The organism is Kribbella sp. NPDC004536, from assembly GCF_042873835.1.
Classification (GTDB): Bacteria; Actinomycetota; Actinomycetes; order Propionibacteriales; family Kribbellaceae; genus Kribbella.
Window position 1 is genome coordinate 223625 of record NZ_JBIALY010000001.1, and the last position, 26634, is coordinate 250258.

A 26634-nucleotide genomic window follows, 5' to 3' on the forward strand; every position below is an offset into this window, starting at 1 on the left:
TGAAGAGCGGTGTCAACGCCGAACCCGAGACTTTTTTCAGATCTTTTAATTAGTCGCGGGCTTGACGTGGGAGCGTTCTCACGGCACGCTGCCGCCCACATCCACCCTCATTCAGACGCCCCCGAAATGAGGTACTCATGAAACGTCTTGCGCTGCTCGCCATCGGTGCCGCCCTCGTCGGCACAGTCCTCTTCCAACCCGCCGCCAGCGGCCACCAGCAGGCCTCCGCCGCACAGACCGCGACGGTCTGGGAGGACAACTTCGACGGCCCGGCCGGCCAGGCCCCCGACCCCGCCAAGTGGCGGTACGACACCGGTGGCGGCGGCTGGGGCAACAGCGAGCTGGAGTACTACACCAACAGCACCAGGAACTCCGCCCTGGACGGCAACGGCAACCTGGTGATCACCGCCCGGCAGGAGAGCGGCGGCTTCAACTGCTGGTACGGCCCCTGCCAGTACACGTCGGCGCGGCTGCTGACCGCGCAGACCTTCACGCAGACGTACGGCCACTTCGAGGCGCGGATCAAGATCCCCCGCGGGCAAGGACTCTGGCCCGCGTTCTGGATGCTCGGCGGCACGAACTGGCCGAACGACGGCGAGATCGACATCATGGAGAACATCGGCAAGGAACCGGCCACCGTGCACGGCACGATCCACGGTCCGGGGTACTCCGGCGCGAACGGGATCGGTGCCGCGTACAACCATCCGAACGGCTGGTCGTTCGCCGACGACTTCCACACGTTCGCGGTCGACTGGGCGCCGGACTCGATCACCTGGTCGGTCGACGGCGTGCAGTACGAGCGCCGTACGCCGGCCGACCTCGGCGGCAACACCTGGGTCTTCAACCACCCGTTCTTCATGATCATGAACGTCGCGGTCGGCGGCGGCTGGCCGGGCAACCCGGACGGCAGCACCGTGATGCCGCAGACCATGACCGTCGACTACGTCCGCGTCTCCACCCTGGGAAGCAGCTCGAGCGGGTCACAGATCACCGGCCTGGCCGGCAAGTGCCTCGACGTCGCCGGCGCGAACTCCGCCGACGGCACACCGGTGCAGCTCTACGACTGCAACGGAACGAACGCGCAGAAGTGGACCCGTCCCGGTGACGGAACGATCCGGGCCTTGGGCAAGTGTCTCGACGTGAACGCCGGCTCCCTCGCCGACGGCGCGAAGGTACAACTCTGGACCTGCAACGGGACCGGAGCACAGCAATGGACGTACAGCTCCGCCCAGGATCTGGTGAACCCACAGGCGAACAAGTGCCTCGATGTCACCGGCAACAATTCCGCGAACGCCACCCCGACCCAACTCTGGACCTGCGCCGGCACAGCCAACCAGAAGTGGATCGTCTAACGGACCGCGCCTCCGTCGCGCAGTAGCCGTACCACCGGGAGGGTCGCGGCGCCGAGTGCAACGGCGTCGCGGCCCAGTTCGCACAGCACGATCGAGACCTGTTCGTACGGCCGCCGCAGCGCGTGCTTGGCCACCTCGGCGCGCAGTTCGCCGAGGTACTTCTCCCCCAGCAGCAGCCCGGCCCAGCCGCCGAGGACGATCCGCTCAGGGTTGACCAGGTTGACCAGGTTCGCGAATCCGGCGGCGAGATAGCCGATCGTGTCGGCCACGATCGTTGCCGCCGGCTCCGACGTCGTCTCGAGCAGTTCGACGAACGCAGCCTCTTCGTCACCTTCGAGCGTGCCGCCCGCCAACCGGTACCGGTCCAGCACGCCTTCCGCGCCGACGTACGCCTCCAGGCAGCCGAGCGCGCCGCAACGGCACTGCCGGCCGCCGTACACGATCGTCATGTGGCCCCACTCGCCCGCGCTGCTGCGCGCGCCGCGATAGCTGGATCCGCCTGCCACCAAGGCGGATCCGACGCCCGAGCCGACCAGCGCGACGACCGCGTCGGTCGCGCCCCGGCCCGCGCCGAACCACATCTCCGCCTGGCCGAGCATGTTCGCGCCGTTGTCCACGTGCACCGGGATGTCGGTGCCCTCGGCAAGCATCGCGGCCAGTGGTACGGCGTCCCAGCCGAGCGTCTGCGCGTCGACGACGGCGTTGTCCTCGACCACACCGGAGACCGCCACTCCCAGGCCGAGCACCTGCGCAGGCTGCACGCCGGAGGACGCGACGACCGCCGAAAGCCCTTCCAGTACGTGCTTCACGACCTCTTCGGGCGTCGCCGAGCTGATCGGGTGGTCGGCCCGCGCAAGCACGTTCATCGCCAGATCGAACAGCTCCACCCGGACCCGGGTCTCGCCGACCTCGGCGCCCACGACGTAGCGGAACGTTGGCGCGACCCGCAACAGGACCCGCGGCCGGCCGCCCTCGGACTCGACCGAGCCGGCCTCCTCGACCACACCCTCGGCGATCAGCTCGGCGACCAGGTTGCTCACACTCGCGGCGCTCAGCGACGTCCGGACGGTCAGCTCCTGGCGGCTCAACGGACCTTCGCGGTAGATGCTGGTGAGGATCACGGAGCGGTTGGACCGGCGCATGTCGCGCACCGTGGTCCGGCGTACTTCCATCCTCGACCTCACCCTGCCCGGCCCCGCGCAGGCCGCTCGTCCCCGAGTTCATCATGCCGCCTGCGGACGGCGGAAGGGCTCCCTTCCTCCAAGTCGTGAACTAAGTCGCGATTCGTTACCACTCCGTGATTGACGGCCTGTCGCGGTCTCGGCTTTGATCTACGGAACCGCTTCCGAAACCGGTTCCGGCCCCGACCGCCCCGACGGGAGAGCTGCGTGTCCATCACGATCGCCGACGTGGCTGCCAGAGCCGGTGTCAGCAAGACCACGGTGTCGCGCGTCCTCAACGGCAAGGGCGAACTGGACCTGCGGACCGCCGAACGGGTCCGCCAGGTGATCGAGGAACTCGGGTACGTGCCGAGCGCCCGCGCGGTCGGGCTGGCCCGCGGCCGGACCCGGATCGTCGGGATGCTGGTCCCCTCACTCACCTGGCCCTGGATGGGCGAGGTGCTGCAGGGTGCGGTCGACGTGGTCGAGACCGAGGGCTACGGGCTGCTGCTGTTCACCTTCAATCGTGGTGCCGAATCCATGCAGCAGTTCGCGTCCCAGGTCTCGTCGCAGTCGTTCGACGGCCTGCTGGTGATCGAGCCCGAGGGCACCCTCACCTACATCGAGCAACTCCATGCGCGTGGTCTCCCGGTGGTCCTGATCGACGACCGCGACAAGCGCCCGCAGTTCCCGTCCGTCGCGACCACGAACTACGCCGGCGGCGAGTCCGCCGCCCGGCACCTGCTGGAGCTCGGCCGCCGCCGGCCACTGGTGATCACCGGCGTCGAGCGCTTCGGCTGTACGCACGAACGCCTGGACGGTTTCCGCGACACCTACGCGGCAGCCGGCATCGAACTCGACCCGGGACTCGTGTTCGAAGGCGACTTCACCTACGAGAGCGGCCGCCGCGGCGTTCAGCACGCCCTCGGCGAGCGGCTCGAGTTCGACGCGGTGTTCGCGCACAACGACCTGTCCGCCGGCGGCGCGATCCAGGCCGTCCGGGAGACCGGGCGAAACGTGCCGAGCGACGTGTCGGTGGTCGGCTTCGACGACATCCCGTACGCCGAACACACCGAGCCGCCGCTGACCACGGTGCATCAGCCGATGCGCCAGATGGGCCAGGCCGCGGCCCGGATGCTGATGGGGTACTTCGGCGGCACACCGCTGCCGGACACCCCGCAAGTACTGCCGACGACCTTGATCGTCCGCAGTTCAACCGCCCCCCAGAATCGGCCACTGAACAGGACCCGAAGCAGGTCCCACTAAAGCTCCGGCGGCGGGGCAGCTGCCCCTGCTCCGCCGCCGGCGTACTCGCTCGACCGGTGTGAGCTCTTCCCATGAGAGCGCTTTCACGCCACTATGCACTGGCCCACCGGCTCAGGGTGGGCCACCGCCAACGGAACACAGGAGGAACGATGCGAGCACGACGATCCGTCGCGCTGGCCCTCGCGGGCCTGCTCGCGGCAGCCACTCTGGCTGCGTGCAGTAACGGGGACGGGAAGGCTGCCGGGAACGGCTCAGGCGGCAGCACGACCGTACTCAACATCGGCATGCCGAACGGACCGCAGACCGAGAACCACAACCCGTTCCTCGGCTCCTCCTCGGGCGCGTCGCTGGGGTACCGCTGGATGATCTTCGAGCCGCTGGTGATGATCAACGGGATCAAGCCCACCGAACCGGGTAAGCCCTGGCTGGCGACCGAGTGGAAGTGGGACGCCAACTACACCAAGCTCTCGCTGACGATCCGCGACGGCGTGAAGTTCTCCGACGGCCAGGCGATGACCGCCGACGACGTCGCGTACTCGTTCCAGATCCGCAAGGACAACGAGGCGCTGAACTCCGACGCGATCCCGTACGGCACCATCACCGCGTCCGGGAACAAGGTGAACCTGACCTTCACCCGGTCTCAGTTCACCAACCAGAACAAGATCCTGACCGTGTTCGTGATCCCGAAGCACCAGTGGTCGACGATCAAGGACCCGAGCCAGGACACCCTGAAGAACCCGATCGGCACCGGCCCGTACACGGTCAAGTCGTTCACCCCGCAGACCACCACGCTGACGCTGCGCGACTCGTACTGGCAGGACCTCCCGAAGGTCAAGGAACTGCGGTACACGTCGTACAACGACAACAACGCGCAGACCACCGCGCTGGCGAACGGCTCGTCGGAGTGGAGCTTCGTGTTCGTACCGAACGTGAAGGCCGTCTACCAGGACAAGGACCCGGCGCATCACAAGCTCTGGTTCCCGGCGAACCTCGGCATCCACGGCCTGTGGATCAACACCACCAAGAAGCCGTTCGACAACCCCGCGCTGCGGCGGGCGATGAACCTGGTGATCAACCGCGACGACATCTTCAACCAGGGCGAGGCCGGGTACTTCTACCCGAAGGTCGAGTCGATGACCGGCATCCCGACGCCGGCCGGTGCGTCCTTCATCGCCCCCGAGTACAAGGACCTCAACCACAAGGTCGACCTCGACGGCGCCAAGAAGGAGCTGTCCGACGCGGGCTTCAAGCTCGACGGCGACACGCTGAAGGACCCGGCCGGCAAGCCGGTGACGCTCACGCTGACCGATCCGGCCGGCTGGTCCGACTACCAGACCGACCTGGAGATCATCAAGGACAACCTGTCCACGATCGGCATCAAGGCGACCGTCGAGAAGGCCAACCAGGACGCCTGGTTCAAGAACATCGACACCGGCAACTTCGACGCCGCGATGCACTGGACCAACGGCGGCGCGACGCCGTACGACATCTACCAGAACATCATGGACGGCAAGATCCTGAAGCCGGTCGGCAAGGGCGGCGTGAGCGGCAACTACGGGCGCTTCAACAGCCCGGAGGCGACCAAGGCGCTGGACCAGTACGCGAACGCCGCGGACGACGCGACCCGCACCGGCGCGCTGAACACGTTGCAGAAGATCATGGTCGAGCAGATGCCGATGATCCCCACCTCGGCGTCCAACGTCGGCGGTCTCTACAGCACCAAGAACTGGGTCGGCTGGCCCGACGAGCAGAACCAGTACGGGCCGGCGCAGCCGACCCAGCAGAACGCTCTGCAGATCATCCTGAACCTGAAGCCGGCCGGCAGCCAGTAACCGCGGTGCAGGGCGCCAGGCCTCCGCGGCCTGGCGCCCGTCGCTTGATGGGAGACGTATGACGGAGGTTGTTCTGGAGGCCGAGGGCCTCACCAAGCATTTCCCGGTACGGCGGGGCGTCCGCGATCTGCTGTCCCGCTCGTCCAAGGCAGTGCACGCGGTCGACGACGTACGGCTCACGCTGCGCCGCGGCCGGGTCACCGCGCTGGTCGGCGAGTCCGGTTCGGGCAAGTCCACCGTGGCGCGGCTGCTGGCCCAGCTGTACGGACGCACTTCCGGTGAGATCCGGCTGCACGGTTCGGCGGTCACGGTTCGCGGCGGACGCAAGTTCCGGGCGTACGCGCGCAAGGTCCAGATGATCTTCCAGGATCCGTTCGCGTCGCTGAACCCCACGCACACCGTGCGATACCACTTGACTCGATCTTTGAAGATCCACGGCCGGGCCGGTGATCTCGAGGAGAACCTGCGCGCGTTGCTCGAGCAGGTGCAGCTCACTCCCCCGGAGCGCTATCTCGACAAGTTCCCGCACGAGCTGTCCGGTGGCCAGCGGCAGCGGGTGTCGATCGCCCGCGCGCTCGGCGCCGACCCCGAGGCGCTGCTCGCGGACGAACCGGTGTCGATGCTCGACGTGTCGATCCGGCTCGGCGTCCTGAACCTGCTCCGGGACCTGAAGGAGCGGCTCAACCTCGCCATCCTCTACATCACCCACGACATCGCGTCGGCGCGGTATTTCGCCGACGAGACGCTGGTGATGTACGCAGGCCGCATGGTCGAGGGCGGCGACTCCGAGACCGTTACCCAGAACCCGGCGCACCCGTACACCCGGCTGTTGATCGAGAGCGCGCCAGACCCGGATCGGCTCGGGCAACTGAGTACGCCGGAGGACCAGGCCGGCGGCGAACCGCCGAGCCTGATCGCGCCGCCGAGCGGCTGCCGGTTCAACCCGCGCTGCGTGCACGCGATGCCCAAGTGCTCGACCGATCTTCCGCCTCGCTTCGAACTGCCTGTCGCCGGTCATTGGGCCGCGTGCTGGCTCTACTCGCCGGAGGAGGTAGCGAAGTGAAGTTTCTCCTGCAGCGGTTGGCGTTCTACGTGTTCACGGCGTGGGCCGCGCTGACCATCAACTTCTTCATCCCCCGGCTGATCCCGGGCGACCCGGTGACGTCGCTGATCAACAAGTTCCAGGGCCAGATGAGCACCGACGCGATCCAGTCGCTGTACGTGCTGTTCGGCCTGGACAAGCACGCGTCGCTGTGGAGCCAGTACGTCGACTACTGGGGACAGGTGTTGCGCGGTGACCTCGGGTTGTCGTTCACGTTCTTCCCGACACCGGTTTCCGAGATCCTCCGGCAGAGCCTGCCGTGGACGATCGCGCTGGTCGGTATCACCACGTTCGCGAGCTTCATGATCGGTACGTCGCTGGGCGTGATCGCGGGCTGGCGGCGCGGTTCGATCATGGACGGGTTGTTGCCGGTGACAACATTCCTGTCGTCGATCCCGTACTTCTGGCTCGGCCTGCTGGCGATCGCGCTGCTGGCCGGCCCGGACAGCTTCTTCCCGTCGTCCGGCGGGTACGAGCCGGGGCTGGTTCCGTCGTGGAGCTCGAGCTTCATCGGGAGCGCCTTACAGCACAGTCTGCTGCCGGCGCTCACGATCCTGATCTCGTCGGTGAGCGGCTGGATCCTGACCATGCGGAACATGATGGTCACGGTTGCCTCCGAGGACTACATCACCGTTGCCCATGCCAAGGGCCTGCCGGAGCGCCGGGTGATGGTCAGCTACGCGGCCCGGAACGCGCTGCTGCCGAACGTTTCCGGTTTCGCGTTGTCGCTCGGCTTCATCGTCGGCGGCACCCTGCTGGTGGAGATCGTGTTCTCGTACCCGGGCATCGGCTACAACCTGTTCCAGGCCGTCGGCGCCAAGGACTATCCGCTGATGCAGGGCGTCTTCCTGGTGATCACGCTGTCGGTCCTGGTCGCGAACCTGCTCGCCGATGTCGCCTACCTGCTCCTCGACCCGCGTACCCGGAAGGAGGGCTGATGACTGCCACCATTGCCGCGGTCACGCCGACCGCTGTAGCTCCGGCGAAACGCCGCCGGCTGCGGTTCGTCGCGAACCCGAAGGCCGCGACCGGGCTGGTCGTGCTCGCGTTCTTCTGCCTGATCGCGATCATCGGCCCGTGGATCGCGCCGTACGACCCGTCCGCGCGCAGCAGCGACCTGATCCAGGCACCGTCCGGCAAGCACTGGTTCGGTACGACGCACCTCGGGCAGGACATCTTCAGCCAGGTACTCGTCGGAACGCGCGGCGTGATGTTCGTCGGGCTGCTGGCCGGGCTCGTCGCAACCGCGCTGTCGATCCTGATCGGCGTCAGTGCGGGCTTCCTCGGCGGGGCCGCGGACGACAGTCTTTCCGCGCTGTCGAACGTCTTCCTGGTGATTCCGGCGTTGCCGCTGATCATCATCGTCGCGTCCACGATCCCGTCCGCGGGCGACCTGATGGTTGCCCTGGTCATCGGTTTCACGTCCTGGGCGTGGGGTGCGCGAGTACTGCGCGCGCAGACGTTGTCGCTGCGCCGGCGGGACTACGTCGAGGCGGCGCGGGCGACCGGTGAGAGTACCTGGCGGATCATCACGTTCGAGATCATGCCGAACCTGACCGCGATCATCGCGTCCGGTTTTGTCGGTACGGTGATCTTCGCGGTGATGTCCGAGATCACGCTGGCGTTCATCGGCATCTCGACGATCTCCGAATGGAACTGGGGCACGATCCTGTTCTGGGCGCAGTCGCAGCAGGCGCTGGCGCAGGGCGCGTGGTGGTGGTTCGTCCCGGCCGGGCTCGCGATCGCTCTGTTGGGAACTGCCCTGTCGCTGGTCAACTTCGGCATCGACGAGTTCGTCAGCCCGCGGTTGCGCTCGAGCGGTCATACCCGTTCGAAGACGAAGGACGGGCACTCGGTGCGCATGCGGGTCGGGTTCACGCCGGTTCTCTCGTCGTCGCGCGAGCCCGTGACACCTGTCGTACGCCGTCGTGAGGAGGAGGTCGCGTGAAGACACCGGTGCTGGAGATCAAGAACTTCCACGTCGACTATGGGCTCGGCTCTTCGTCGGTGCAGGCCGTGCGCGACGTGACGCTTACGTTGCATCGGGGCGAAGTACTCGGACTCGCCGGGGAGAGCGGTAGCGGGAAGTCGACGCTGGCGTACGGCGTGACGCGGCTGCTGCCGCCGCCTGGGGTGATCAGCGGCGGGTCGGTCGTTTATCACCCGGCGTCGGGCGATCCGTACGACGTGATGGCGCTGACCGACGCGGAACTGCGGAAGTTCCGCTGGGCGGAGACGTCGATCGTGTTCCAGGGCGCGATGAACTCGCTGAACCCGGTGCACAAGGTCTCGACGCAGATGCTCGACGTGATCAAGGCGCACGAGCCGCAACTGTCGCCGCAAGCGCGCGTTGCCCGCGCTCAGGAGATGCTCAAGCTCGTCGGGATCTCGGCAGACCGGATGGACGCGTACCCGCACCAACTGTCCGGCGGCATGCGCCAACGGGTGATGATCGGGATGGCACTCGTCCTCGAACCGCAGGTCGTGATCATGGACGAACCGACGACCGCCCTGGACGTGGTCATGCAACGCCAGATCCTCGCCCAACTGGTCGAACTCCGCGAACGCCTCGGCTTCTCGGTCCTCTTCATCACCCACGACCTCTCCCTCCTGGTCGAATTCTCCGACCGCATAGCCATCATGTACGGCGGCCGAATCGTCGAAGAAGCCCGCTCCAAGGATCTCTACACCGACTCACTACACCCGTACAGCGAAGGCTTGCTGAAGTCCTTCCCTGCATTACGAGGAGAACGGCGCGAGCTCTCCGGGATACCAGGTTCGCCTCCCGACCTCCGCGGCATGCCACCAGGTTGCTCCTTCCACCCGAGATGCCCCCAAGCCTTCGACCGCTGTTCCGTCGACATCCCCGTCCTGGGAGTCCCCACCTCCCGCAACGACCCCAACAGATCTGTCGCCTGCTGGCTCCCCGGCCGCACCGCCTAGAAAGGCAACCATGACCTTCCCCGACAACTTCCGCTGGGGCGTCGCCACCTCCGCGTACCAGATCGAAGGTGCGGTGAACGAAGACGGCCGCACCCCCTCGATCTGGGACACCTTCTGCCAGGTACCGGGCGCGATCGACAACGGCGACACCGGCGACCTCGCCTGCGACCACTACCACCGGATGCCGGCCGACGTCGCCCTGATCAAGGACCTCGGCCTGGACACGTACCGCTTCTCGGTCGCCTGGCCGCGCGTCCAGCCCCGCGGCAAAGGCCCCGCCAACCCGGCCGGCCTCGCCTTCTACGACCGGCTCGTCGACGAACTGCTTGCCCAGGGCATCGACCCGTGGGTGACGCTCTACCACTGGGACCTCCCGCAGGAACTCGAGGACGCAGGCGGCTGGCCGGAGCGCGACACGGCGTACCGGTTCGCGGAGTACTCGATGCTGGTGTTCGATGCGCTGAAGGACCGCGTCGACACCTGGACCACGCTGAACGAGCCTTGGTGCTCGGCGATGCTCGGGTACGCGTACGGCGCGCACGCTCCCGGGCGCCGCGAGTACCCTGCCGCGCTGGCCGCCGTACATCACCTGCTCCTCGGCCACGGCGTCGCAACGCAGGCGATGCGCGAAGCCGCACCCCGCAAGCTCGACATCGGCATCACGCTCAACGTCGCCACGGCGTACCCCGCCTCGGACGCCGCGCCCGATGTCGACGCCGCGCGCCGGGCGGACGGGATGGGCCGCCGCATCTACCTGGACCCGCTGGTCCACGGCCATTACCCCGCCGACGTGGTCGCCGACCTGGCCCGCGAAGGCGTCGTGCTCCCGATCGAGGACGGCGACCTCGGCATCATCTCGGCGCCCATCGACGTACTCGGCGTCAACTACTACTTCAGCCAGAAGTTCACCGGCTACGCCGAAGACGGCAGCACTCACGACGCGAACGGCCTCCCGATCAGCCGCGACGTACCGCTCGGCAAGCCCCGCACCGCCATGGACTGGGAGATCGTCCCCGAGGGCTTCACCGACCTCCTGGTGAGCATCGCCCACGACTACCCTGGCCTCCCCATGGTCATCACCGAAAACGGCTCCGCCTTCGAAGACGTGCCCGACGCCGACGGCTACGTCAACGACACCGACCGCGTGGCCTACTTCACGTCCCACCTGTCCGCCGTCGCCGACGCCATCACCCAAGGCGCCGACATCCGCGGCTATCTGGCCTGGTCCCTGCTGGACAACTTCGAATGGGCCTACGGCTACGCCAAACGCTTCGGCATAGTCCGAGTCGACTACGAAACCCAACAACGAACCCCAAAGGCCAGCGCCGCGTACCTCAAGGAACTGGCAGCGCTCCATCGCGGTATCGGCTAGCGGTAGAAGAGCGGGTCGGCGGCCAGACCGAGGACGACAGCTCGGGTCGGTCCGCTCTTCGGAGCCGCCGTGGTCGAGTAGGTCACCCGGATCACGATCTCGCCGCCGACCGGCCACTCGTAGCGTGCGGTCCGAACGTACTTTGCTCCGCTCGGTCCCTCGGCGTACTGTCCGCGGCCGCCGTCCGGAAGGGCTGCCGGTCCGCAGCTGGACATCCCCAGGAGCTCGGAGCAGGAACCACTGCGCGCCGTGCCGTAAGTGGTCAGCTCGACGGTAACGCCGGCCGCCAGGTCGCCCGCGACGTGTTCTTGCGCCTTCTTGCCGGCAGAGCTGCGCTTGCTCTGTACCAGGAGGTTCAGGTAGCGCGCCACCGGGAGCTCACCGGCGGGGCGGTGCGCCCGGAAGGCCTGCGCCCGGATCAGCATCTCGGCACGCTGCGCCTCCGTCGGCGGCGTGGGGGTCGCGACCGGGGTTGCCGGGCCGGCCGCCGGACTTTCGGTCGTACCCCGCAGCGCGAATCCGGTGGCTCCGACCCCCAGTACAGCGACGGTCGCCGAGGCACCGGTCAGCAGCCGGCGGATGCGGAGCCGGCGTCGGCCGGCCTTCAGGTCTTCGGCCGGAGTACGCGGCAGCAGGTCGTCTTGCGCCGCCGCAGCCGCAGTCAATCTCTCGTGCAGGATCTGCTCGTCAATCATCGGTGTGGTCCTCCTACGGTCCGGAATTGAGCGGTCAGCAGCTCGTTGAGTCTGGACAGCGCACGTGTGCTCTGGCTCTTCACCGTGCCGGTGGTGCAGTCGAGGTCGGCAGCCGTCTCCTCGATCGTCAGTCCGAGGAAGTACCGCAGTACGACGACCCGGCGCTGCCCGGCCGGCAGCTCGGCCAGCGCCTCCATCAGCGCTCGCCGGTCCTCCGCGGCCATCCCCGCCTCGGCGGGCGGATCCAGACCGTCCAGCCCCGGCGCCTCCCGGCGCCACGGCCGGCGGCTCTCGTCGACCCCGGAGTTCACCAGGATCCGCCGGACATACGCGTCGACGTTCCCAGACCGCTCCACCCGGTTCCACGCGACGTACAGCTTCATCAGCGCGGTCTGGACGAGGTCCTCGGCCCGATGGACATCGCCACAGACCAGGTACGCGATCCGCCGCAGGTGCGTACGCCGTTGCTCGACGTACGCGCTGAACTCGTCGTCCCGTGTCGCCATCCGACTCCCTTGCTCGCTCCGTCACCGATACATACGTAGGCGCCCGGCAAACTGTTGTCATCGTGCCGCAAGCTTGTGGGATGAGCCTTCCGGTGATTCCCGCACCTACAGCGACCACTCCCAGCGACGGCGCCTTCACCCTCACCACAACCTCCGGCGTCACCGCACCCCCAGAACTCGCGGCGGTCGCCGCGCGATTCATCACCGCCGTCGAACGCGACAGCGGCCTGGCGTTGACCGGCGATACCGGCATCACCATCGAGCTAGCCCCGGTAGACGGCGTACCACCAGCAGTCGGCGTACGGGCCGACGGCGCAGGTACGGGAGGCACGGCGGACGCGGTAAGTGCTGCGGGGGCGGGCGGTGTGGCTGATGAGCGGTGCGGAGTGGAGGTTTCGAGCGGCGGTGTGCGGGTGTGGAGTCCCACGCCGGAGGGAGTCCACCGGGGACTGACCTCGCTCCGTCAGCTCATCTCCGCACATCTGCAGGACGGTACTGCGGTTCTTCCAGGTACCAGATTCGTCGACGGGCCTCGCTTCGCCTGGCGCGGGTTGTCGCTCGACGTCGTACGGACGTTCCACGAGCCGGACGAAGTGCGCCGGATCATCGACATGCTGGACCTGTACAAGCTCAACGTCCTCCACCTGCACCTGACCGACGACCAGGGCTGGCGGGTCGAGGTGCCGTCCCGCCCGGCGCTGACAGAAGTAGGTGCGAGCGGCGCGATCGGCGACCGGCCCGGCGGGTACTACACCCAGCAGGAACTGGCCGACCTGGTCGCGTACGCCGCCGACAGGTACATCACGGTCGTACCCGAGATCGACATGCCAGGCCACACCGCCGCCGTCTTCAAGGCCTACCCGGAGCTCGGACCCGTCGAGCCGCAAACGGTTGACCTCGGCAACGGCGACAAGCTCAACCTCGGCACCCTCGACCCGGCCCGGGACGAGACCTGGGCGTTCGTCGAGGACGTCCTGGACGCGGTGATCCCGCAGTTCCCGAACAGTGCGTACGTACACATCGGCGGCGACGAAACCTGGGGGATGGCCGACGAGGACCACGCCGCGTTCGTGGAGAAGGCGTCGGCGCTGGTACGGGACCGCGGGAAGCGGGTCGTCGGCTGGCAGGAGATCGCCCGCGCGAAACTCGACCCGAACGACGTCGTGCAGTACTGGCTGGATCTCGACATCGACACCATGGGCGACAACCCGGACGCGCCGACCCCGCCCGCGGAGCTGCTGCCGGTGCTCGTCGAGGCGCTCCGGAAAGCGAAGTACGACGCTCCGAAGGCCCTCGAGCAGGGCGCCAAGCTGATCGTCTCACCGGTCACCTGGCTGTACTTCGACCGCCCGCACGCCGACGCGTCCGCGGATCCCGAGCAGGAGAAGGCCCGCGAACGCCTCGGCCTCAAGTTCTACGGCGAGGCGTCGCTAGAACACGGCGTCACGTGGGACCCGGCGGGCATCGCGAACCCGGACCAGATCGCCGGCGTCGAGGCCGCCATCTGGTGCGAGACGATCACCAACTCCGACGACCTCGAACTCCTGCTCCTCCCCCGCATCCCCGGCCTCGCCGAAAAGGCATGGTCCCACCAGACCACCACCAGCTGGCCCGAGTACGCCACCCGCCTCGCCCAGCAGTCCCCCGCCTGGCGCAACCGCAACTGGACCTGGCTCCAGTCGACCGAGGTCGACTGGACCTAGGAACTGCGGACCTGTAACACTCACCAACCCCACCGGCGGGCCGTCGCCAACTCGGCTCCAAGCGTGAATCCGCGGCCCCACGGGCGGTTGGTGAGTGTCACACGTCCGGGTCCGGATCTGCAGGCCACCACAATCGCCTGCCCGCGGCCGGTCGCCGCGGGCTTCCCCGGCAAAGCGCCGGTTGTGATGGCGTGGCGATCCGCACTGGGGGCGGACCGTTGCTGGTCCGCCCCCTTCGTCAGCAGGTCGCTGTAGGTGCTGCCCAGTCGGCGCGGTCGTTGTAGCCGCCGTCGCCGGCGTCCCCGACGAGCAGGTCGAGGACGCGTACGCCGGTCAGGCCCACGTCGAACTGCTTCGGCGTGAAGCGATCCACGACGCCGCTGTCGTACAGCACCTTCCCGTCGCCGACAACCTGGAACGTCGACGTACCGCCTTCAGGCCCGACGTTGCTCACCACGTCGTCGATCCCGACGGTCCCGGTCAGCCGCGAGCACGCCTTGCCGACGTAGTACCGGATCAGCGACGGCGACGCGACACCGATGCCGGTCGGGTACGTCGTACCGGTCAGCTTGATCGGGTTACCGCCGCCGACACTCTGGTCGATCGTCGGCGACATCCACCCACTGGTCGCGCTGATCCACGCATGGTGCGACAACGGCACGACACCGCTCGGCGGCACGGGCGCCACAACCACCGGAGCCAGCACGGTCGTCTGCCGCTGCAGACCAAACCGTACGGTTTGGTATGTCGTCGTCGCGGTCAGGCTGGCGGTGCCGGGTGGAGCGCCGGCGGGGAGCTTGACGGTGAAGGCGAACGTCGCCTGCTGGCCACCCTCGATCAGGCCCGGCGCCTTCGACAACGGCGTCACCGTCCACCCGGTCCCACCGGCAATCCTCACGGACGGCGCGAACACCGGCTGCAGGCCGTCGTTGCGTACGGCAACCTGTACGGTCAGCTCGTCGCCGCCGGCAACCACCGGCGCGGCGTCACCCGGCTGCGGATCCGTACCGACCTTGGTCACCTGCGGAATCCCCGCCGTCACATGCGGCGCACCCGGTACGCCGGTGGCCGTCGAGACCCGGAACAGCGCCGAACCGTGGGCCGGCACCGCCGCGCTGATCACGCCACCGCTTTCGGTCACCTTGTCCGTCCACGCGTTCTTCAACCTGAACCGATCACCGGACAACCCGACCGCCGAGGCCGTGGTCGTCAACGTCTGCGCGCTGTCGCCACGGTTGAGCAGTACGACGGCCCGGCTGCCGTCGGCGAGCCGCTTGACCCACGTCTCGGTCGTACCGGCCGCACCGACCCGTACCGCTTGGACGGCGGCCTTGTCCTGGTTGATCGCGATCACGTCAGGATCGGTGAGCATCCCGATCGTGGTCGCGCTGAGCTTGCGTACGTCGCTACCGATCACCAGCGGCGCGGCCGCGACCGCCCACAAGGTCAGCTGGGTACGGAACTCCTCGTCGGTCATCCCGAGCTCCGGCGCCAGGTAGTCCGGATCGCTGAACGCGCCGGGCTTCACGACCTCCGGGTGCCGCGCGTTGGCGTCGTAGTTCCGCAGTACGTCCTTGAACTTGATGTCGCCCTGGAACCCGACGTCGGTGTAGGTCCGCCACGACTGTGCGATCGCCGGTGCGTACGACCAGGAGTTGATCGACTGCTGCGACTCGGGATAGTTGCCCCAGTCCGGCGAGGTCACCGGGTTGCACAGGTTGAAGATCATCGGCCGGTGGCTGGCGTTGTTCCGCAGTGCCTGGGCGAACTCGGTGTACGCCGTCTTCGGGTCGAGGTTCGCCGCGATCCCGCACAGGTAGTCGACCTTGACCGCGTCGAAACCCCAGGCCGCGAACGTGTCCGCGTCGTGCTGGTAGTGGCCGCCGCTGCCGAGACCGCAGCGGCCCGGGATGTACGGACCGGCGTCGGTGTAGATGCCGGCGCGCAGGCCCTTGCTGTGGATGTAGTCGACCAGCGGCTTCAGGCCGTTCGGGAACTTGGCCGGGTTCGGGACCAGGTCGCCGGCGTCGCTGCGTGACTGGTCGGCCTGCCAGCCGCCGTCCAGCCAGACGATGTCGTAGCCGGCCTTCGCGAGCCCGCGGCTGACCAGCGAGTCGGCGACCGACTTGATCGTGTCCTCGGTGAAGTCGCCGCCGAGACCGTAGTAGGTGTTCCACCCCATGTACGGGGTGGGGCTGAGCACCGGAGCCGTGGCCTGAGCCGCCACGGCTCCGGTGCTGGTGGCGGCGAGCACGCCGGCCGTCAGGGCCGCCGCGAGTACACCGCCCAGCAGTCGTTTCATCCCTTGCCTTCCTTCGAGCGGAGGATCAGTCGAGCGCCTCGACGACGACGCACAGCGAGTCTGTCGTGCCGTCGAACGCGATCCCGACCTGCAGCAGGTAGCTGCCCGGGTAGGTGTCGTCACCCACCCGGTAGTTCTTCGCCGGATCCAGCCCGGCCAGCGGCACCCGCCGCGGCCGATGGGGCAAGGTGCCTCGTACGTTGCCGTCACCGGTCTCCCACAGAAACACGACCGACCGCCGGTCGCCTACGTACTGGACACCGTGCGTCAGCCCGTAGACGTTGCTGTCAGCAATCAGTTCGCGGAACTCCTTGTACTGCGCGATGTGCCGGGCCGCGGTCTTCAACTGATCGTCGGTCCACCGCGACAGATCCGCCCCGATCCCGAGCACCCCCGCCATCGCCACGTGGAACCGGAAGTCCAGCGACCGCTCCCGCCCGTCATGCGTGCCGACAGCATCGGTCACCCAAGAGCTCATCAAATGCGGCGCAAACCCTGTCCGGAACCCTTCCTGAATCCGCAGCCGATCCAACGGCGCCGTATTGTCCGATGGCCAGAGCGTGTCAACGCGGGACGCCATCCCCAGATCAACCCGAGCCCCACCCCCAGCACACCCCTCGACGAAAACCTCTGGGTACTGGGCCCTCAGCCGATCCAGAATCGCGTAAAGATTCGCCACCACCCGCCCGTCCACATCCCGCCGCACATCCCCGGAGTCCAACCGCGGCCGATTCGCATCCCACTTCAAGTACGAGATGTCGTACGCCGACAGCAACCGATCCAGCGTGCCCCAAACAAACTCCGCAACCTCGTCCCGACTCAGATCCAGCAGCAACTGGTTGCGAATCAAGATCGGCTCCCGACCCGCCGTACGCAGGATCCACTCCGGATGCTCCGCCGCCAACCGGGACCGCGGGCTGACCGACTCCGGCTCGATCCACAACCCGAAGCCGAGCCCCAACCCGCGCAACTGCGTGATGAACCCGTCCAGCCCGTCCGGGAACTTCGCCGGATCGACCTCCCAGTCACCCAGCCCACCGGTGTCGTCCGACCGCCCGACGAACCACCCGTCGTCCACCACGAACGTCTCGACGCCGATCGCTGCCGCCCGCCGGGCCAACTCGAGCTGATGCTCCGCCCGGATGTCGAACTCGGTCGCGAACCAGGAGTTGTACAACACGTGCGGAGTACGCCCTCGCGACAAACCACGCTCGTACGCATGGAACACCCGCGCCAGCCCCTCAGGGCCTTCAGCAGAGCAAGCGCCGACAGCCTTCGGCGAATGCCACGTCTCCCCCGGACCGAGCCGAGTTCCCAGACTCGAGGAGCTGCGACCGGCTTGGATACGCAGGAGGCCGGTGGTGTCGACGTCGGCGGTCATCTCCCAGGAGCCTGACCACGCCAGCTGTACGCCGTACGCGACCTCCCCGTCCGTCGCGAGGAACGGTGAGTACGAATGCCCCGTGATCCCCTGCGAACTCCCGATCACGAACCGCCCGCGCGGCAGCGTCACCGAGCCCTGCTCGAACTCACTGTTCCACTCGCCCCACAGGTATCTGATCGTGTTCCCCGCCGGCACCACGAACGCCGCCGAGTCATGCCGATGCAGCACAAGCTCGTCGGCCCCGTCGTTCCCCACAGACACCCACCGCTCAACCGCATCCCCCACAACCAGGTAGTGCAACCCAACCCGCACTCCCCGCACCCCATCCGCGAACACCAGTACCAGCTCAGTCCCAGGCAAGACATCACGTGATGCATCGACAGATGATTCGGCAAAAACCGGACGCAGCTCGTCAGACCCGTCCGGCCCACTCACCACCAACTCGACAGGAGCCGTGTAGCGCACCCCGCGTACGCCGTACTCCAAAGGCTCCACATCAGCCCGCGGCACGAAGTGCTCGGTACCAATCATCTCGACCGACCCCGGGCCCCAGGCAACCAACTGCGCCCACAACCCGTGCTCCGGTACGCCGACCACGTACGACGTCGACGTACCACGCAACGTCCAGGTCCTCACTTGACCGCCCCGATCGCCAACCCACCGACGAAGTGCTTCTGGAACCGCAGGAACACCGCCACCGTCGGCACCGCCGCAATCACCGTCCCCGCGGCGATCACGTTCCACGACGACACGAACAGCCCTTGCAGCCCGAGCAACGCCGGCGTCACCGGCATCTTCTCGCCCGACCTGATCACCGTGATCGACCAGAGCAGATCGTTGAAGATCCAGGTGAACGACAACGCCCCGAGCGCCGCCAGCGCCGGCCGGGTCAGCGGCAGGATGACCGCCGAGTAGATGCGCCCCGGACCGGCACCGTCGATCGTCGCCGCCTCCTGGATCTCCCGCGGCAGGTCCCGCATGAACCCGTGCAGCACGAACGTGTAGAACCCGAGCCCGAAGCCGACATGGACGGCGATCAGCGCGATCAGCGTGTCGTAGTACCCGATCAGCTCCACGAACCGCGAGATCGGGATCAGCAGGATCTGCGGCGGCAGCAGGTTCCCCATCAACATCAGCAGCAGTACGGTCCGCCGGAACGGGATGTTGTACCGCGCCAGCCCGTACGCCGCCACCGACGCCAGCCCGAGGCTCAGCAGTACGGCGGGAATCGTGACGAGCAGGCTGTTGATCAGCGCCCGGAACTCGTCCGCGTCCTGCCAGGCCGACTTGTACGTCGAGAACGTGAACGAATGCGGCAACGACCCGAGCCCGTTCGCGGCGACGTCGTCGAACGACCGGAACGAGATCACGACCACCCAGAGGATCGGCGCGATCCAGAGGAACGAGATCAGTCCCATCGCGGTGTGGTAACCGACGCGGCGGATCATGCTTCCTCCCGGAACGCGCGGATCAGGTAGCCGAGGATGACGGCCAGGGCGAGCAGGAAGATGATCACGGCGAGCGCGGACGCGTAGCCGAGTTGCGTGGACTGGAACGCGGTCGAGTACATGTACGTGCTGAGCAGCTCGGACGAGTGGTACGGGCCGCCCTTCGTCATCGACCAGACGATGTCGAACGATCGCAACGAGTCGATGACGATGACCGACAGTACGACGGAGTTGACGCCCTTGAGCTGCGGGATCGTGACGTACCGCGTCCGCTGCCAGGCGGAGGCGCCGTCGACCTTGGCGGCCTCGTACAAGGCGGGGTCGACCGCTTTCAGGCCTGCCAGGTAGAGCACCATCACGTACCCGATCTGGCGCCAGAGGGCCGGCACGATCACGGCGTACAGGGCGGTGTCGGGGTCGGCCAGCCACGGCCGGACGAAGTTGCCCAGGCCAACGGATCGGAACACCGTGTCGACAAGTCCATCTGGTTGGTAGAACACTCGCCAGATCAGCGCCGTCACCACCAGGCTGAAGACAACCGGGGTGAACAGCGCCGCCCGGTAGATCCCGACCCCGCGCCGCTCCTTCTGCAAAAGCAGGGCCATCCCGAACCCGCCGACCACACTCAACCCACCGAACAACACCAGCCAGATCGCCGTGTTCTTCAACGCGGTCCGGAAGATCGGATCCGACACCATGTCGCCGAAGTTCCCCAACCCCACAAACCGAGGCGCCGACAACCCGTCCCAACTGGTCAAAGCCAACCAAAACCCCTGCAAAGCAGGCCAAAACACCCACACCGCTTCAACCAAGAACGGCACCAACACAAACGCAAGAATGAGCGGCGAGACCCGCCGAGTCCGACGTGCCGCCGCACCGGTGATGGTCCGACGCCGAGACTCCACAGCTGTAGCAGTCACGCCTTGAACACCTTTTGTGCGGCGGCTTGCCAGTCCTTCAGGATTTGGTCGATCTGGTCGGGTCTGTCGAGGAACTTGGTGAGGGCGGCGTCGGCGGTGGGCTGGAGGGCGTCGGAGGAGTCGCGGTTGAAGAACTGGGTGATCTCAGCCGCACCCTCGATCATCGCTTTGCCCTTCTTCACCAGCGCAGTGTCGGCCGCCTTCCCGTCCGGGTTCGCCGGAATCACCGTCCCCGACGAGTTCTGCACGTAGATCTCCTGCGCCTCGGCGGTCGCCAGCCAGCCCAGGAACTTCTTCACCCCGTCAGCATCCTTGACCTTCTTCGACGCGAAGTACCCGTCCGTCGGCGCCTCCTCCGCAACCGGTACGGCCGGATCGATGATCGGGAACTGGAAGAAGTCGATGTCGTCGAGCGCATCCTTCGGCGCGGAGTCCGCGAAGAACGTCCCGATCAGGAACATCCCGGTCTTGCCGGCCAGCAGCGCCGACGTCGCCTCCTGGAACGGGAACGACTTGCCCTTCGGGTCGAAGTACGGCAGCACCTCGCGCCACTTGGTGAACACCGCCTTCACCTTCGGATCGGTGAAGTCGCCCTCGCCGGCCAGCAGTTTGCGGTGGAACGGCGCGCCGTTGATCCGGATGTTCAGGTAGTCGAACCAGGCGGACGCGACCCACGGCGTGTCCCCGAGCCCGATCCCGATCGGCGGAATCCCCTTGCTCTGAATGGTTTTGCAGACGGCAACGAACTCGGCCCAGGTCTTCGGCGGCGTCACGCCCCACTTGGCGAAGTTCGACTTCCGGTAGAACATCCCCCACCAGTAGTAGCTGGTCGGTACGAAGATCTTCTGCCCGGCGCTGCTCGTCGACAGCGTCTGCATCGCCTTCGAGTAGTTGCCCATCGAGTCCCACACGCTCGTCACGTCGAGCAGCAGGTCCTTCTTCGCGTACGAGTTCGCGACCGATCCGGCGTACCAGGTGTACACGTCCGGCGGGTTGGCCGAGGTGAGGTACGTCGGCAGCTGGGTCCGGAAGATCTCCGCCGCGACCGTGTTCAGCTTGACCTGCGAACCGCCGGTCTTGTTGTACGCGGCAACGAGTTTCTCCATCGCGGCCTTGGCCTGCTCGCTGGAAAGGTTCGACTGCAGTGCCACCTGACCGGTGGCCGCGCCGCCGCTGCCGGGACTCTGCGCGGAGGTCGCGCACCCGGGAACCAGGGTGGCCGCGCCGAGCAGCCCGAGCCCTTTCAGAAAAGTCCGCCGATCCGCTGCCAAGGTCATGCCGGAACTCCTGAGATCTGCCCGTCCGGCGATGCCAGTCGGGTGAGTGGTGTGTTGCGGACGATCTTGCGGCGGCCGGTCGCAGGTGTCAATATTAATTCGTAAATTACGAGCAAATCGCTTGACCGGACAGCGCCGTCACGGTGAACTGATGCCCTACTACCGGACTTCGAGGAGACGCGCGTGCGACTGGCTGGGCGGGTGATCGTGGTGACCGGGGCCGCGTCAGGGATCGGCGCGGCCTGCGCCGAACGCGCGCTGGCCGAGGGCGCGCAGGTCGTACAGGTGGACATCCAGCCCTGCAAGGAACTGCCGGGCAAGGCGATCAGCGTGGTCGGTGACGTCGCGTCACCGGACACCTGGGCAGAGGTCCGGTCCCGCGGCCGCGACGAACTCGGCCCGATCGACGGCCTGGTCAGCAACGCGGTCATCGTCGACGTCAGACCCGCGCACGAACTCTCCCCGCAGTCCTGGCAACGCCAGCTCGACGTCAACCTGACCGCGTCGTTCCTCGGCTTCCAGGCCCTGTACGACGACCTCGTGGCCGGCGCGGGTTCGGTCGTACTGGTGTCCTCGGTGCACGCGATCGCCGGCCTCCCCGGACATCCGGCATACGCCGCGACGAAGGGCGCACTGGTGTCGCTCGGACGGCAGCTCGCGGTCGAGTACGGTCGGCACATCCGCGTGAACACCGTGCTCCCAGGCCCGGTCGTCACCGCGATGTGGGACCGCGTCGACGCCGAGGGGCGGGAGCGCAGCGCGCAGGCGACCGCTTTGGGGCGGCTCGGTCAGCCGGATGAAGTGGCGCAGGCGGTGGCGTTCCTGCTCTCGTCGGAGGCATCGTTCGTGACCGCGACCACCCTGGTGGTCGACGGCGGATGGTCGGCAGTGAAGGATTCGGCGTGAGGGAGAGCAGCAGAGTGACGGGGATTCAGCGCGGGCTGCACGGTCAGATCGTGGAGGTGATGGCGCAACGCATCCTGTCCGGGACGATCCCGGAGGGCGCGACCATCAACGTGACCGAGCTGCAGGCCGACCTCGGGGTCAGCCTCACCGCCGTACGTGAGGCGTTGAAGGTACTGACTGCAAAAGGCCTGGTCGACGCGCGGCAGAAGCGCGGTACGTTCGTGCGGCCGCGTTCGGACTGGAACCTCCTGGACGCGGACATGATCCGCTGGCACTTCAAGGACGCGGACGCCCGGCCCGAGCTGCTCGAGGAACTGCATGAGGTACGCGGCATCGTGGAGCCCGCCGCCGCCCGATTGGCCGCCGTACGCGGTGACGACTCGCACCTGGCCGCGCTGGACGAGGCGCTCGCGGCGATGGAGTCGGCGGAGGACGACCTGGCCGCGGTCGCCGCCGACCTCGCGTTCCACCGGGCGTTGCTCGCGGCAACGGGTAACGAGCTGCTGACCAAGATGGAAGTGATCATGGAGACGGGGCTCGCCGACCGCGACCGCCTGGTACACAAGGTGAAACCGTCCGGCGACCCGGTGCCCAGTCACCGTCGGGTCGTCGACGCGGTCCGTGCGCACGACCCCGACGGCGCCGAGCTCGCGATGCGCCAACTGTTGGCGAAGGCCGCCGAGGACCTGACCGAGGTACGTGGCTCGAAGGGGCGCCGGTGAAGATCGAGCGGATCGAGACGTTCCTGGTCCCGCCGCGCTGGCTGTTCTGCCGGATCGAGACGAGCGACGGCGTGGTCGGGTGGGGCGAGCCCGTGGTCGAAGGCCGCGCCGAGGTGGTACGGGCCGCGATCGACGTACTCGCGGAGTACCTGATCGGCCAGGACCCGCTGCAGATCGAACGGCACTGGCAGGTCCTGACGAAGGGCGGCTTCTACCGCGGCGGGCCGGTGCTGAGCAGCGCGGTCGCCGGGCTGGACCACGCCCTGTGGGACATCGCCGGCAAGGTGTACGGCGCCCCCGTGGCGGCGCTCCTCGGCGGGCGGGTGCGTGACCGGGTACGCGTGTACGCGTGGGTCGGCGGCGACGAGCCGTCAGCGATCGGCGAGGCGGTCGCGGAGCAGGTCGAGGCCGGGATGACGGCCGTGAAGATGAACGCCAGCGGGCAGATCCAGATCTCGCCGTCCGTTGCCGAGATCAACGACATCGTCACACGACTGACGGCCGCTCGCTCCGTACTGGGTGATTCGCGCGACGTCGCGATCGACCTGCACGGGCGGGTCGGTGTCGCCGGAGCGCGGCGCATTCTGCAGGCGGTCGAGGGTCTGCAGCCGATGTTCGTCGAGGAGCCGGTGCTGCCGGAGCAGATGGCACATCTTCCCGAGGTCATCGCGACGTCGACGGTTCCGGTGGCGCTCGGCGAGCGGTTGTACCACCGGTCCGACTTCCTTGCGCCGTTGAACGCGGGCGTTGCCGTCGTACAGCCCGATGTCTCGCACGCCGGCGGGATCTCCGAGCTGCGGCGGATCGCCGTACTGGCCGATGCGCACGGCGCACTGCTCGCGCCGCACTGTCCCCTCGGGCCGATCTCGCTCGCGGCGTCGCTGCAGGTGTCGTTCGCCACGCCCAACTTCCTGATCCAGGAGCAGAGCCGGGGCATCCACTACAACACGACGGATCTCACCTCGTACGTGGTCGACCCCACGCCCTTCACCTGGACCGACGGCCACGCGGAGTGGAATCCCCTGCCCGGCTTGGGAATCACCGTGGACGAGGAGGCCGTCCGCGCAGCCGACCGCACCGGCCACGCCTGGCGCAACCCGCTCTGGACCCACGACGACGGCTCCTTCGCAGAATGGTGAACGACCGCAGCGAAAGTAGGCGCGCCGCCGGACCAGATCTCGGCCGAGGGGCTTTCCGGGCGGCCGCCGTGGCCGTCGACCTGGCTGACGGCGGTCGCTGGACCTCGATGCGGCTGGCCGGACGCGAGTGGTTGTGGCAAGGACCGGGCCTGATCGACGGCCCCCGCACCGGCCTGACGACCTTCGTCGACGCCGGCGGTCTCGACGAATGCTTCCCCACCGTCCGGGGCACCCCCGACCACGGCGCCCTCTGGAACCACCCCTGGGGCCACTCCCACAACGGCACAGTCCTCTCCCGCACCTTCTCAACTGCCGCCGGCACAGTCACCGCGGACTACCACCTCGAAGCAGTCCCGGGCTATCGGTTCGTGTGGGCTGCCCACGCATTACTCGACTGCTTCCCGGGCGCCACGATCACCACCGACTTCTCCGAGTGCCGCCTCTACCCCGACGACGGACCGTGGACGACCAGCCCCTGGCCGAAAGTCACGACGTACGGCCCCACCGACGGCACCGCGGTCGGCGCAGTACTGGTGGACTGCCCAACGGTCTCGGTCCGCGACCGCGGCGCCGAACTGACGATGACACTGAGTTGCCCGGGGCAACCAGTCTCGACAGCACTCTGGCGCAACCAAGGCGGCTTCCCCACCGGCGCGCCCTACCGAAGCCTCGGCGTCGAACCCATGCTGGGCAAGGTGTTCGACCTCGCCGAAGCCGGTCCCGACGACGCCGCCGTGGTACCGGCGAGCGGTGAACTGACCTGGCGGCTGACCCTCTCCGCCAGGCCAGTCTGATGTCACCCGAGCGGGAGATCGAGTACGACGTCGGGCACCGACGTGCTGTTGGCGGTCCGGATGCCGTTGAGCTCCGCCGACGTCAACGCCCGCTTGTAGAGCCGTACCTCATCCATCGACCCGTCGAAGTGATGCGCTCCGTCCAGGCGCTGGCCGACGTACATCTTGAACGGCCGGCCCGGGCTGACCGATCCGGCCGGAGCGGTGACGCTCGCCGCCTGCGTACCGTCCACCCAGATCGACAGCGTCCCGGCCTTCCGTTGCAGCGCGACGTGATGCCACGCATTGTCGTTGTACGCACGGGCCGTCTGCACGGCGGCGGTGTTGCCGCCGGTCGTGATCAGACCGCGGATCCGCCCGTCGGCAGGCTCCGCCCGCAGCCAGAACTGCGAGAACTCGTTGATCCCGTAGCCCCAGAAGATCGCCTGCGGCGTCGTCGAGGCGCCGTACTTGATCCACGCCATCGCGGTGAAGTCCCCGGCACCGACCGCCAGCGACTCCGCGAACGGAAGCTGGATCGCATCGTCGACCCCGTCGAAGTCCCGCGCCTGCCCGAACTTGCCGGTGACCGTCACCGGACCACCACGCAGATAGCTGTCGTTGTGCAACCCGGACACGTCCGGAGTGGTCGGGCCGAGCGGAGCATCCGGAAGCCCGAGGTCGTTCTCGGTGAACCGGGCGAACCGGATCTGGTCCCGCGCATCGACCGTCCCGCCCTCGTACAGCAGTCCGATCTCACCCGTGTCGAGGATCGCCATGTCCGAGTATCCGGACCAGTCGCTGGTGATCCGCGTCCCCTCGTCGACGCTCTGCCAGGTCCGGCCCTCGTCGAAGCTGGACCGGATCGTCATGTACCGCCGGCGGTCCGGATCGGCCGGCGCCGCGAACAGGATCCGGTTGTACTTGGCACCCTGGTCGATCGCACGAAGCCGCTGCAAGGAGCCCTGGACGACCGGCGTGGTCAGCCCGGAAATCGTGGCGAACGGTGCGGCGAACGTTTCGCCGCCATCGTTGCTCACGGCACCCATCCGGCTCGCGCCGGACGTACCGGCGTTGTTGCGGGCAGCGGCGTAAACACCGCCGTCCACCTTCTCGACGACGCTGATCTCCTGCGGCGTCGCGTCCGAACGCAGATCGGTCGCGCCCTTGTGCCAGGTCACACCGTGGTCGTCGCTGTAGACGAGCTGACCCGCGTTCTGCCCGGCACCGTTGTCGTAGTTGGTCCCCGCGACGAGGCGGCCGGCGTGCGCGCCGCGGGTGAGCTGGATGCCGTGCACAGGACCGGTCGCGTACCAGCCCCAGGCCGGGTCGTCGATCTGGTCGCCGATGTTCTTCGCCGTGCTCCAGGTTCGGCCGTCGTCGTCACTGACCTGGACGTACGGCGTCCGCGGGCGGCTCGTCGTACCTGGGTCCATCGTCGACAACAGAACGATCCGGCCGGTCTCGTAGTCGACGATCGGGGCCGGGTTGCCGCGGGTGGCGACCGCGTTCGGGTCGGCGTCCGTACCGGAGAGAACGGTCTGTGTGGCCGACCAGGTGCGGCCGTCGTCGTCGGAGCGGCGCACGACCAGGTCGATCTCCTGGGAGTCCGCGCACCAGGAGCGGCGGGCCTCGGCGAACGCGAGCAGCGCACCGGTCGTGGTCTTGACGATCGCGGGGATGCGGTAGCAGCCGTAGCCGGCATCCCCTTTGTTGAACAGGACTGTGGTGGTGACGGCTGCCTGGGCGGTGGTCGGGATCGGGATGGTGAGCGCAGCGAGCAGGAGCGCTGTCATCAGGGCTTTGAACCTAGGCATGAGCGGATGCCTCCT

General features: G+C 67.6%; 22 protein-coding genes. 13 read left to right on the forward strand and 9 right to left on the reverse strand.

The genetic code is table 11. The features are described 5' to 3' along the window. The first annotated feature begins 137 nt into the window (after positions 1-137). Positions 138-1352: a lectin gene (locus tag ACFYRU_RS01105; protein WP_387651570.1), complete on the forward strand. Its 1215-nt coding sequence runs from the start codon at positions 138-140 to the stop codon at positions 1350-1352. On the opposite strand, the gene ACFYRU_RS01110 is transcribed toward ACFYRU_RS01105, so the two are convergent. Next, positions 1349-2524, reverse strand: a complete 1176-nt coding sequence (locus tag ACFYRU_RS01110; RefSeq protein WP_387651572.1) for an ROK family transcriptional regulator — start codon at positions 2522-2524, stop codon at positions 1349-1351. The genes ACFYRU_RS01105 and ACFYRU_RS01110 overlap by 4 nt on opposite strands. Positions 2525-2740: 216 nt before the next feature. On the opposite strand from ACFYRU_RS01110, the gene ACFYRU_RS01115 reads away from it, so the two are divergent. The 7 genes from ACFYRU_RS01115 (at position 2741) to ACFYRU_RS01145 (ending at position 11027) form a co-directional block, all read left to right on the forward strand. Then, positions 2741-3778, forward strand: coding sequence for a LacI family DNA-binding transcriptional regulator (locus ACFYRU_RS01115; protein ID WP_387651573.1), 1038 nt, complete (start codon positions 2741-2743; stop codon positions 3776-3778). 149 nt (positions 3779-3927) lie between these two features. Next, positions 3928-5610, forward strand: coding sequence for an ABC transporter substrate-binding protein (locus ACFYRU_RS01120; RefSeq protein WP_387651575.1), 1683 nt, complete (start codon positions 3928-3930; stop codon positions 5608-5610). Positions 5611-5668: 58 nt separating this feature from the next. After that, the gene (locus ACFYRU_RS01125) at positions 5669-6673 is read left to right on the forward strand and encodes an ABC transporter ATP-binding protein (protein WP_387651577.1); all 1005 of its coding nucleotides are present in this window, start codon (positions 5669-5671) and stop codon (positions 6671-6673) included. Beyond that, positions 6670-7650, forward strand: coding sequence for an ABC transporter permease (locus tag ACFYRU_RS01130; protein WP_387651579.1), 981 nt, complete (start codon positions 6670-6672; stop codon positions 7648-7650). Before ACFYRU_RS01125 ends, ACFYRU_RS01130 begins: the two co-directional genes overlap by 4 nt. Next, positions 7650-8660 carry an ABC transporter permease gene (locus tag ACFYRU_RS01135; protein WP_387651581.1) on the forward strand — a complete coding sequence of 337 codons (1011 nt, stop codon included), beginning with the start codon at positions 7650-7652 and terminating at the stop codon, positions 8658-8660. The genes ACFYRU_RS01130 and ACFYRU_RS01135 overlap by 1 nt, the downstream gene beginning before the upstream one ends. Continuing rightward, on the forward strand, positions 8657-9655 hold the full coding sequence (locus tag ACFYRU_RS01140) for an ABC transporter ATP-binding protein (protein ID WP_387651584.1): 999 nt from the start codon (positions 8657-8659) through the stop codon (positions 9653-9655). Before ACFYRU_RS01135 ends, ACFYRU_RS01140 begins: the two co-directional genes overlap by 4 nt. 10 nt (positions 9656-9665) lie before the next feature. Further along, complete coding sequence (locus ACFYRU_RS01145; RefSeq protein ID WP_387651587.1) at positions 9666-11027, forward strand: GH1 family beta-glucosidase; 1362 nt, start codon at positions 9666-9668, stop codon at positions 11025-11027. Here ACFYRU_RS01145 and ACFYRU_RS01150 read toward each other — a convergent pair. Both ACFYRU_RS01150 and ACFYRU_RS01155 read right to left on the reverse strand, forming a co-directional pair. Next, positions 11024-11722 carry a hypothetical protein gene (locus ACFYRU_RS01150; protein ID WP_387651590.1) on the reverse strand — a complete coding sequence of 233 codons (699 nt, stop codon included), beginning with the start codon at positions 11720-11722 and terminating at the stop codon, positions 11024-11026. The two genes, ACFYRU_RS01145 and ACFYRU_RS01150, sit on opposite strands and share 4 nt — an antisense overlap. Then, positions 11719-12228: a SigE family RNA polymerase sigma factor gene (locus ACFYRU_RS01155; RefSeq protein ID WP_387651592.1), complete on the reverse strand. Its 510-nt coding sequence runs from the start codon at positions 12226-12228 to the stop codon at positions 11719-11721. Before ACFYRU_RS01155 ends, ACFYRU_RS01150 begins: the two co-directional genes overlap by 4 nt. 80 nt (positions 12229-12308) lie before the next feature. Between ACFYRU_RS01155 and ACFYRU_RS01160 the strand changes: the two genes are divergently transcribed. Further along, positions 12309-13931: a beta-N-acetylhexosaminidase gene (locus ACFYRU_RS01160; RefSeq protein WP_387651595.1), complete on the forward strand. Its 1623-nt coding sequence runs from the start codon at positions 12309-12311 to the stop codon at positions 13929-13931. Between the two features lie 238 nt (positions 13932-14169). On the opposite strand, the gene ACFYRU_RS01165 is transcribed toward ACFYRU_RS01160, so the two are convergent. From ACFYRU_RS01165 to ACFYRU_RS01185, 5 genes are all read right to left on the reverse strand, one after another. Beyond that, positions 14170-16233 carry an NPCBM/NEW2 domain-containing protein gene (locus ACFYRU_RS01165; protein ID WP_387651598.1) on the reverse strand — a complete coding sequence of 688 codons (2064 nt, stop codon included), beginning with the start codon at positions 16231-16233 and terminating at the stop codon, positions 14170-14172. A gap of 25 nt (positions 16234-16258) precedes the next feature. After that, positions 16259-18253 (reverse strand): alpha-galactosidase, encoded by a 1995-nt coding sequence (locus ACFYRU_RS01170; RefSeq protein ID WP_387651600.1) that lies wholly within the window; start codon positions 18251-18253, stop codon positions 16259-16261. Then, entirely contained in the window at positions 18250-19065 is an 816-nt protein-coding gene (locus ACFYRU_RS01175; RefSeq protein WP_387651603.1) for a carbohydrate ABC transporter permease, read from the reverse strand. The genes ACFYRU_RS01170 and ACFYRU_RS01175 overlap by 4 nt, the downstream gene beginning before the upstream one ends. Beyond that, positions 19062-19829: a carbohydrate ABC transporter permease gene (locus ACFYRU_RS01180; RefSeq protein ID WP_387651605.1), complete on the reverse strand. Its 768-nt coding sequence runs from the start codon at positions 19827-19829 to the stop codon at positions 19062-19064. The genes ACFYRU_RS01175 and ACFYRU_RS01180 overlap by 4 nt, the downstream gene beginning before the upstream one ends. Positions 19830-19981: 152 nt before the next feature. Beyond that, positions 19982-21262, reverse strand: a complete 1281-nt coding sequence (locus ACFYRU_RS01185; RefSeq protein ID WP_387651608.1) for an extracellular solute-binding protein — start codon at positions 21260-21262, stop codon at positions 19982-19984. 183 nt (positions 21263-21445) lie between these two features. Here ACFYRU_RS01185 and ACFYRU_RS01190 point away from each other — a divergent pair, with 183 nt between their 5' ends. The 4 genes from ACFYRU_RS01190 to ACFYRU_RS01205 all read left to right on the forward strand — a co-directional run bounded on the left by ACFYRU_RS01190 (position 21446) and on the right by ACFYRU_RS01205 (position 24823). After that, entirely contained in the window at positions 21446-22168 is a 723-nt protein-coding gene (locus ACFYRU_RS01190) for an SDR family NAD(P)-dependent oxidoreductase (RefSeq protein ID WP_387651610.1), read from the forward strand. Between the two features lie 14 nt (positions 22169-22182). Beyond that, complete coding sequence (locus tag ACFYRU_RS01195) at positions 22183-22890, forward strand: FadR/GntR family transcriptional regulator (protein ID WP_387651612.1); 708 nt, start codon at positions 22183-22185, stop codon at positions 22888-22890. Then, positions 22887-24029: a galactonate dehydratase gene (gene dgoD, locus ACFYRU_RS01200; RefSeq protein ID WP_387651615.1), complete on the forward strand. Its 1143-nt coding sequence runs from the start codon at positions 22887-22889 to the stop codon at positions 24027-24029. The genes ACFYRU_RS01195 and dgoD overlap by 4 nt, the downstream gene beginning before the upstream one ends. Positions 24030-24097: 68 nt before the next feature. Beyond that, positions 24098-24823: a hypothetical protein gene (locus ACFYRU_RS01205; RefSeq protein ID WP_387651618.1), complete on the forward strand. Its 726-nt coding sequence runs from the start codon at positions 24098-24100 to the stop codon at positions 24821-24823. 2 nt (positions 24824-24825) lie between these two features. On the opposite strand, the gene ACFYRU_RS01210 is transcribed toward ACFYRU_RS01205, so the two are convergent. Then, positions 24826-26619, reverse strand: coding sequence for an exo-alpha-sialidase (locus ACFYRU_RS01210; protein WP_387651621.1), 1794 nt, complete (start codon positions 26617-26619; stop codon positions 24826-24828). Positions 26620-26634: the final 15 nt, after the last annotated feature.

Excerpts from the sequence above, each read along its gene's own strand:
- ACFYRU_RS01105 (WP_387651570.1), top strand. The coding sequence starts at position 138 with ATGAAACGTCTTGCGCTGCTCGCCATCGGTGCCGCCCTCGTCGGCACA.
- ACFYRU_RS01110 (WP_387651572.1), bottom strand. The coding sequence starts at position 2,524 with ATGGAAGTACGCCGGACCACGGTGCGCGACATGCGCCGGTCCAACCGC.
- ACFYRU_RS01120 (WP_387651575.1), top strand. The coding sequence starts at position 3,928 with ATGCGAGCACGACGATCCGTCGCGCTGGCCCTCGCGGGCCTGCTCGCG.
- ACFYRU_RS01125 (WP_387651577.1), top strand. The coding sequence starts at position 5,669 with ATGACGGAGGTTGTTCTGGAGGCCGAGGGCCTCACCAAGCATTTCCCG.
- ACFYRU_RS01135 (WP_387651581.1), top strand. The coding sequence starts at position 7,650 with ATGACTGCCACCATTGCCGCGGTCACGCCGACCGCTGTAGCTCCGGCG.
- ACFYRU_RS01145 (WP_387651587.1), top strand. The coding sequence starts at position 9,666 with ATGACCTTCCCCGACAACTTCCGCTGGGGCGTCGCCACCTCCGCGTAC.
- ACFYRU_RS01150 (WP_387651590.1), bottom strand. The coding sequence starts at position 11,722 with ATGATTGACGAGCAGATCCTGCACGAGAGATTGACTGCGGCTGCGGCG.
- ACFYRU_RS01155 (WP_387651592.1), bottom strand. The coding sequence starts at position 12,228 with ATGGCGACACGGGACGACGAGTTCAGCGCGTACGTCGAGCAACGGCGT.
- ACFYRU_RS01160 (WP_387651595.1), top strand. The coding sequence starts at position 12,309 with ATGAGCCTTCCGGTGATTCCCGCACCTACAGCGACCACTCCCAGCGAC.
- ACFYRU_RS01165 (WP_387651598.1), bottom strand. The coding sequence starts at position 16,233 with ATGAAACGACTGCTGGGCGGTGTACTCGCGGCGGCCCTGACGGCCGGC.
- ACFYRU_RS01175 (WP_387651603.1), bottom strand. The coding sequence starts at position 19,065 with ATGATCCGCCGCGTCGGTTACCACACCGCGATGGGACTGATCTCGTTC.
- ACFYRU_RS01185 (WP_387651608.1), bottom strand. The coding sequence starts at position 21,262 with ATGACCTTGGCAGCGGATCGGCGGACTTTTCTGAAAGGGCTCGGGCTG.
- ACFYRU_RS01210 (WP_387651621.1), bottom strand. The coding sequence starts at position 26,619 with ATGCCTAGGTTCAAAGCCCTGATGACAGCGCTCCTGCTCGCTGCGCTC.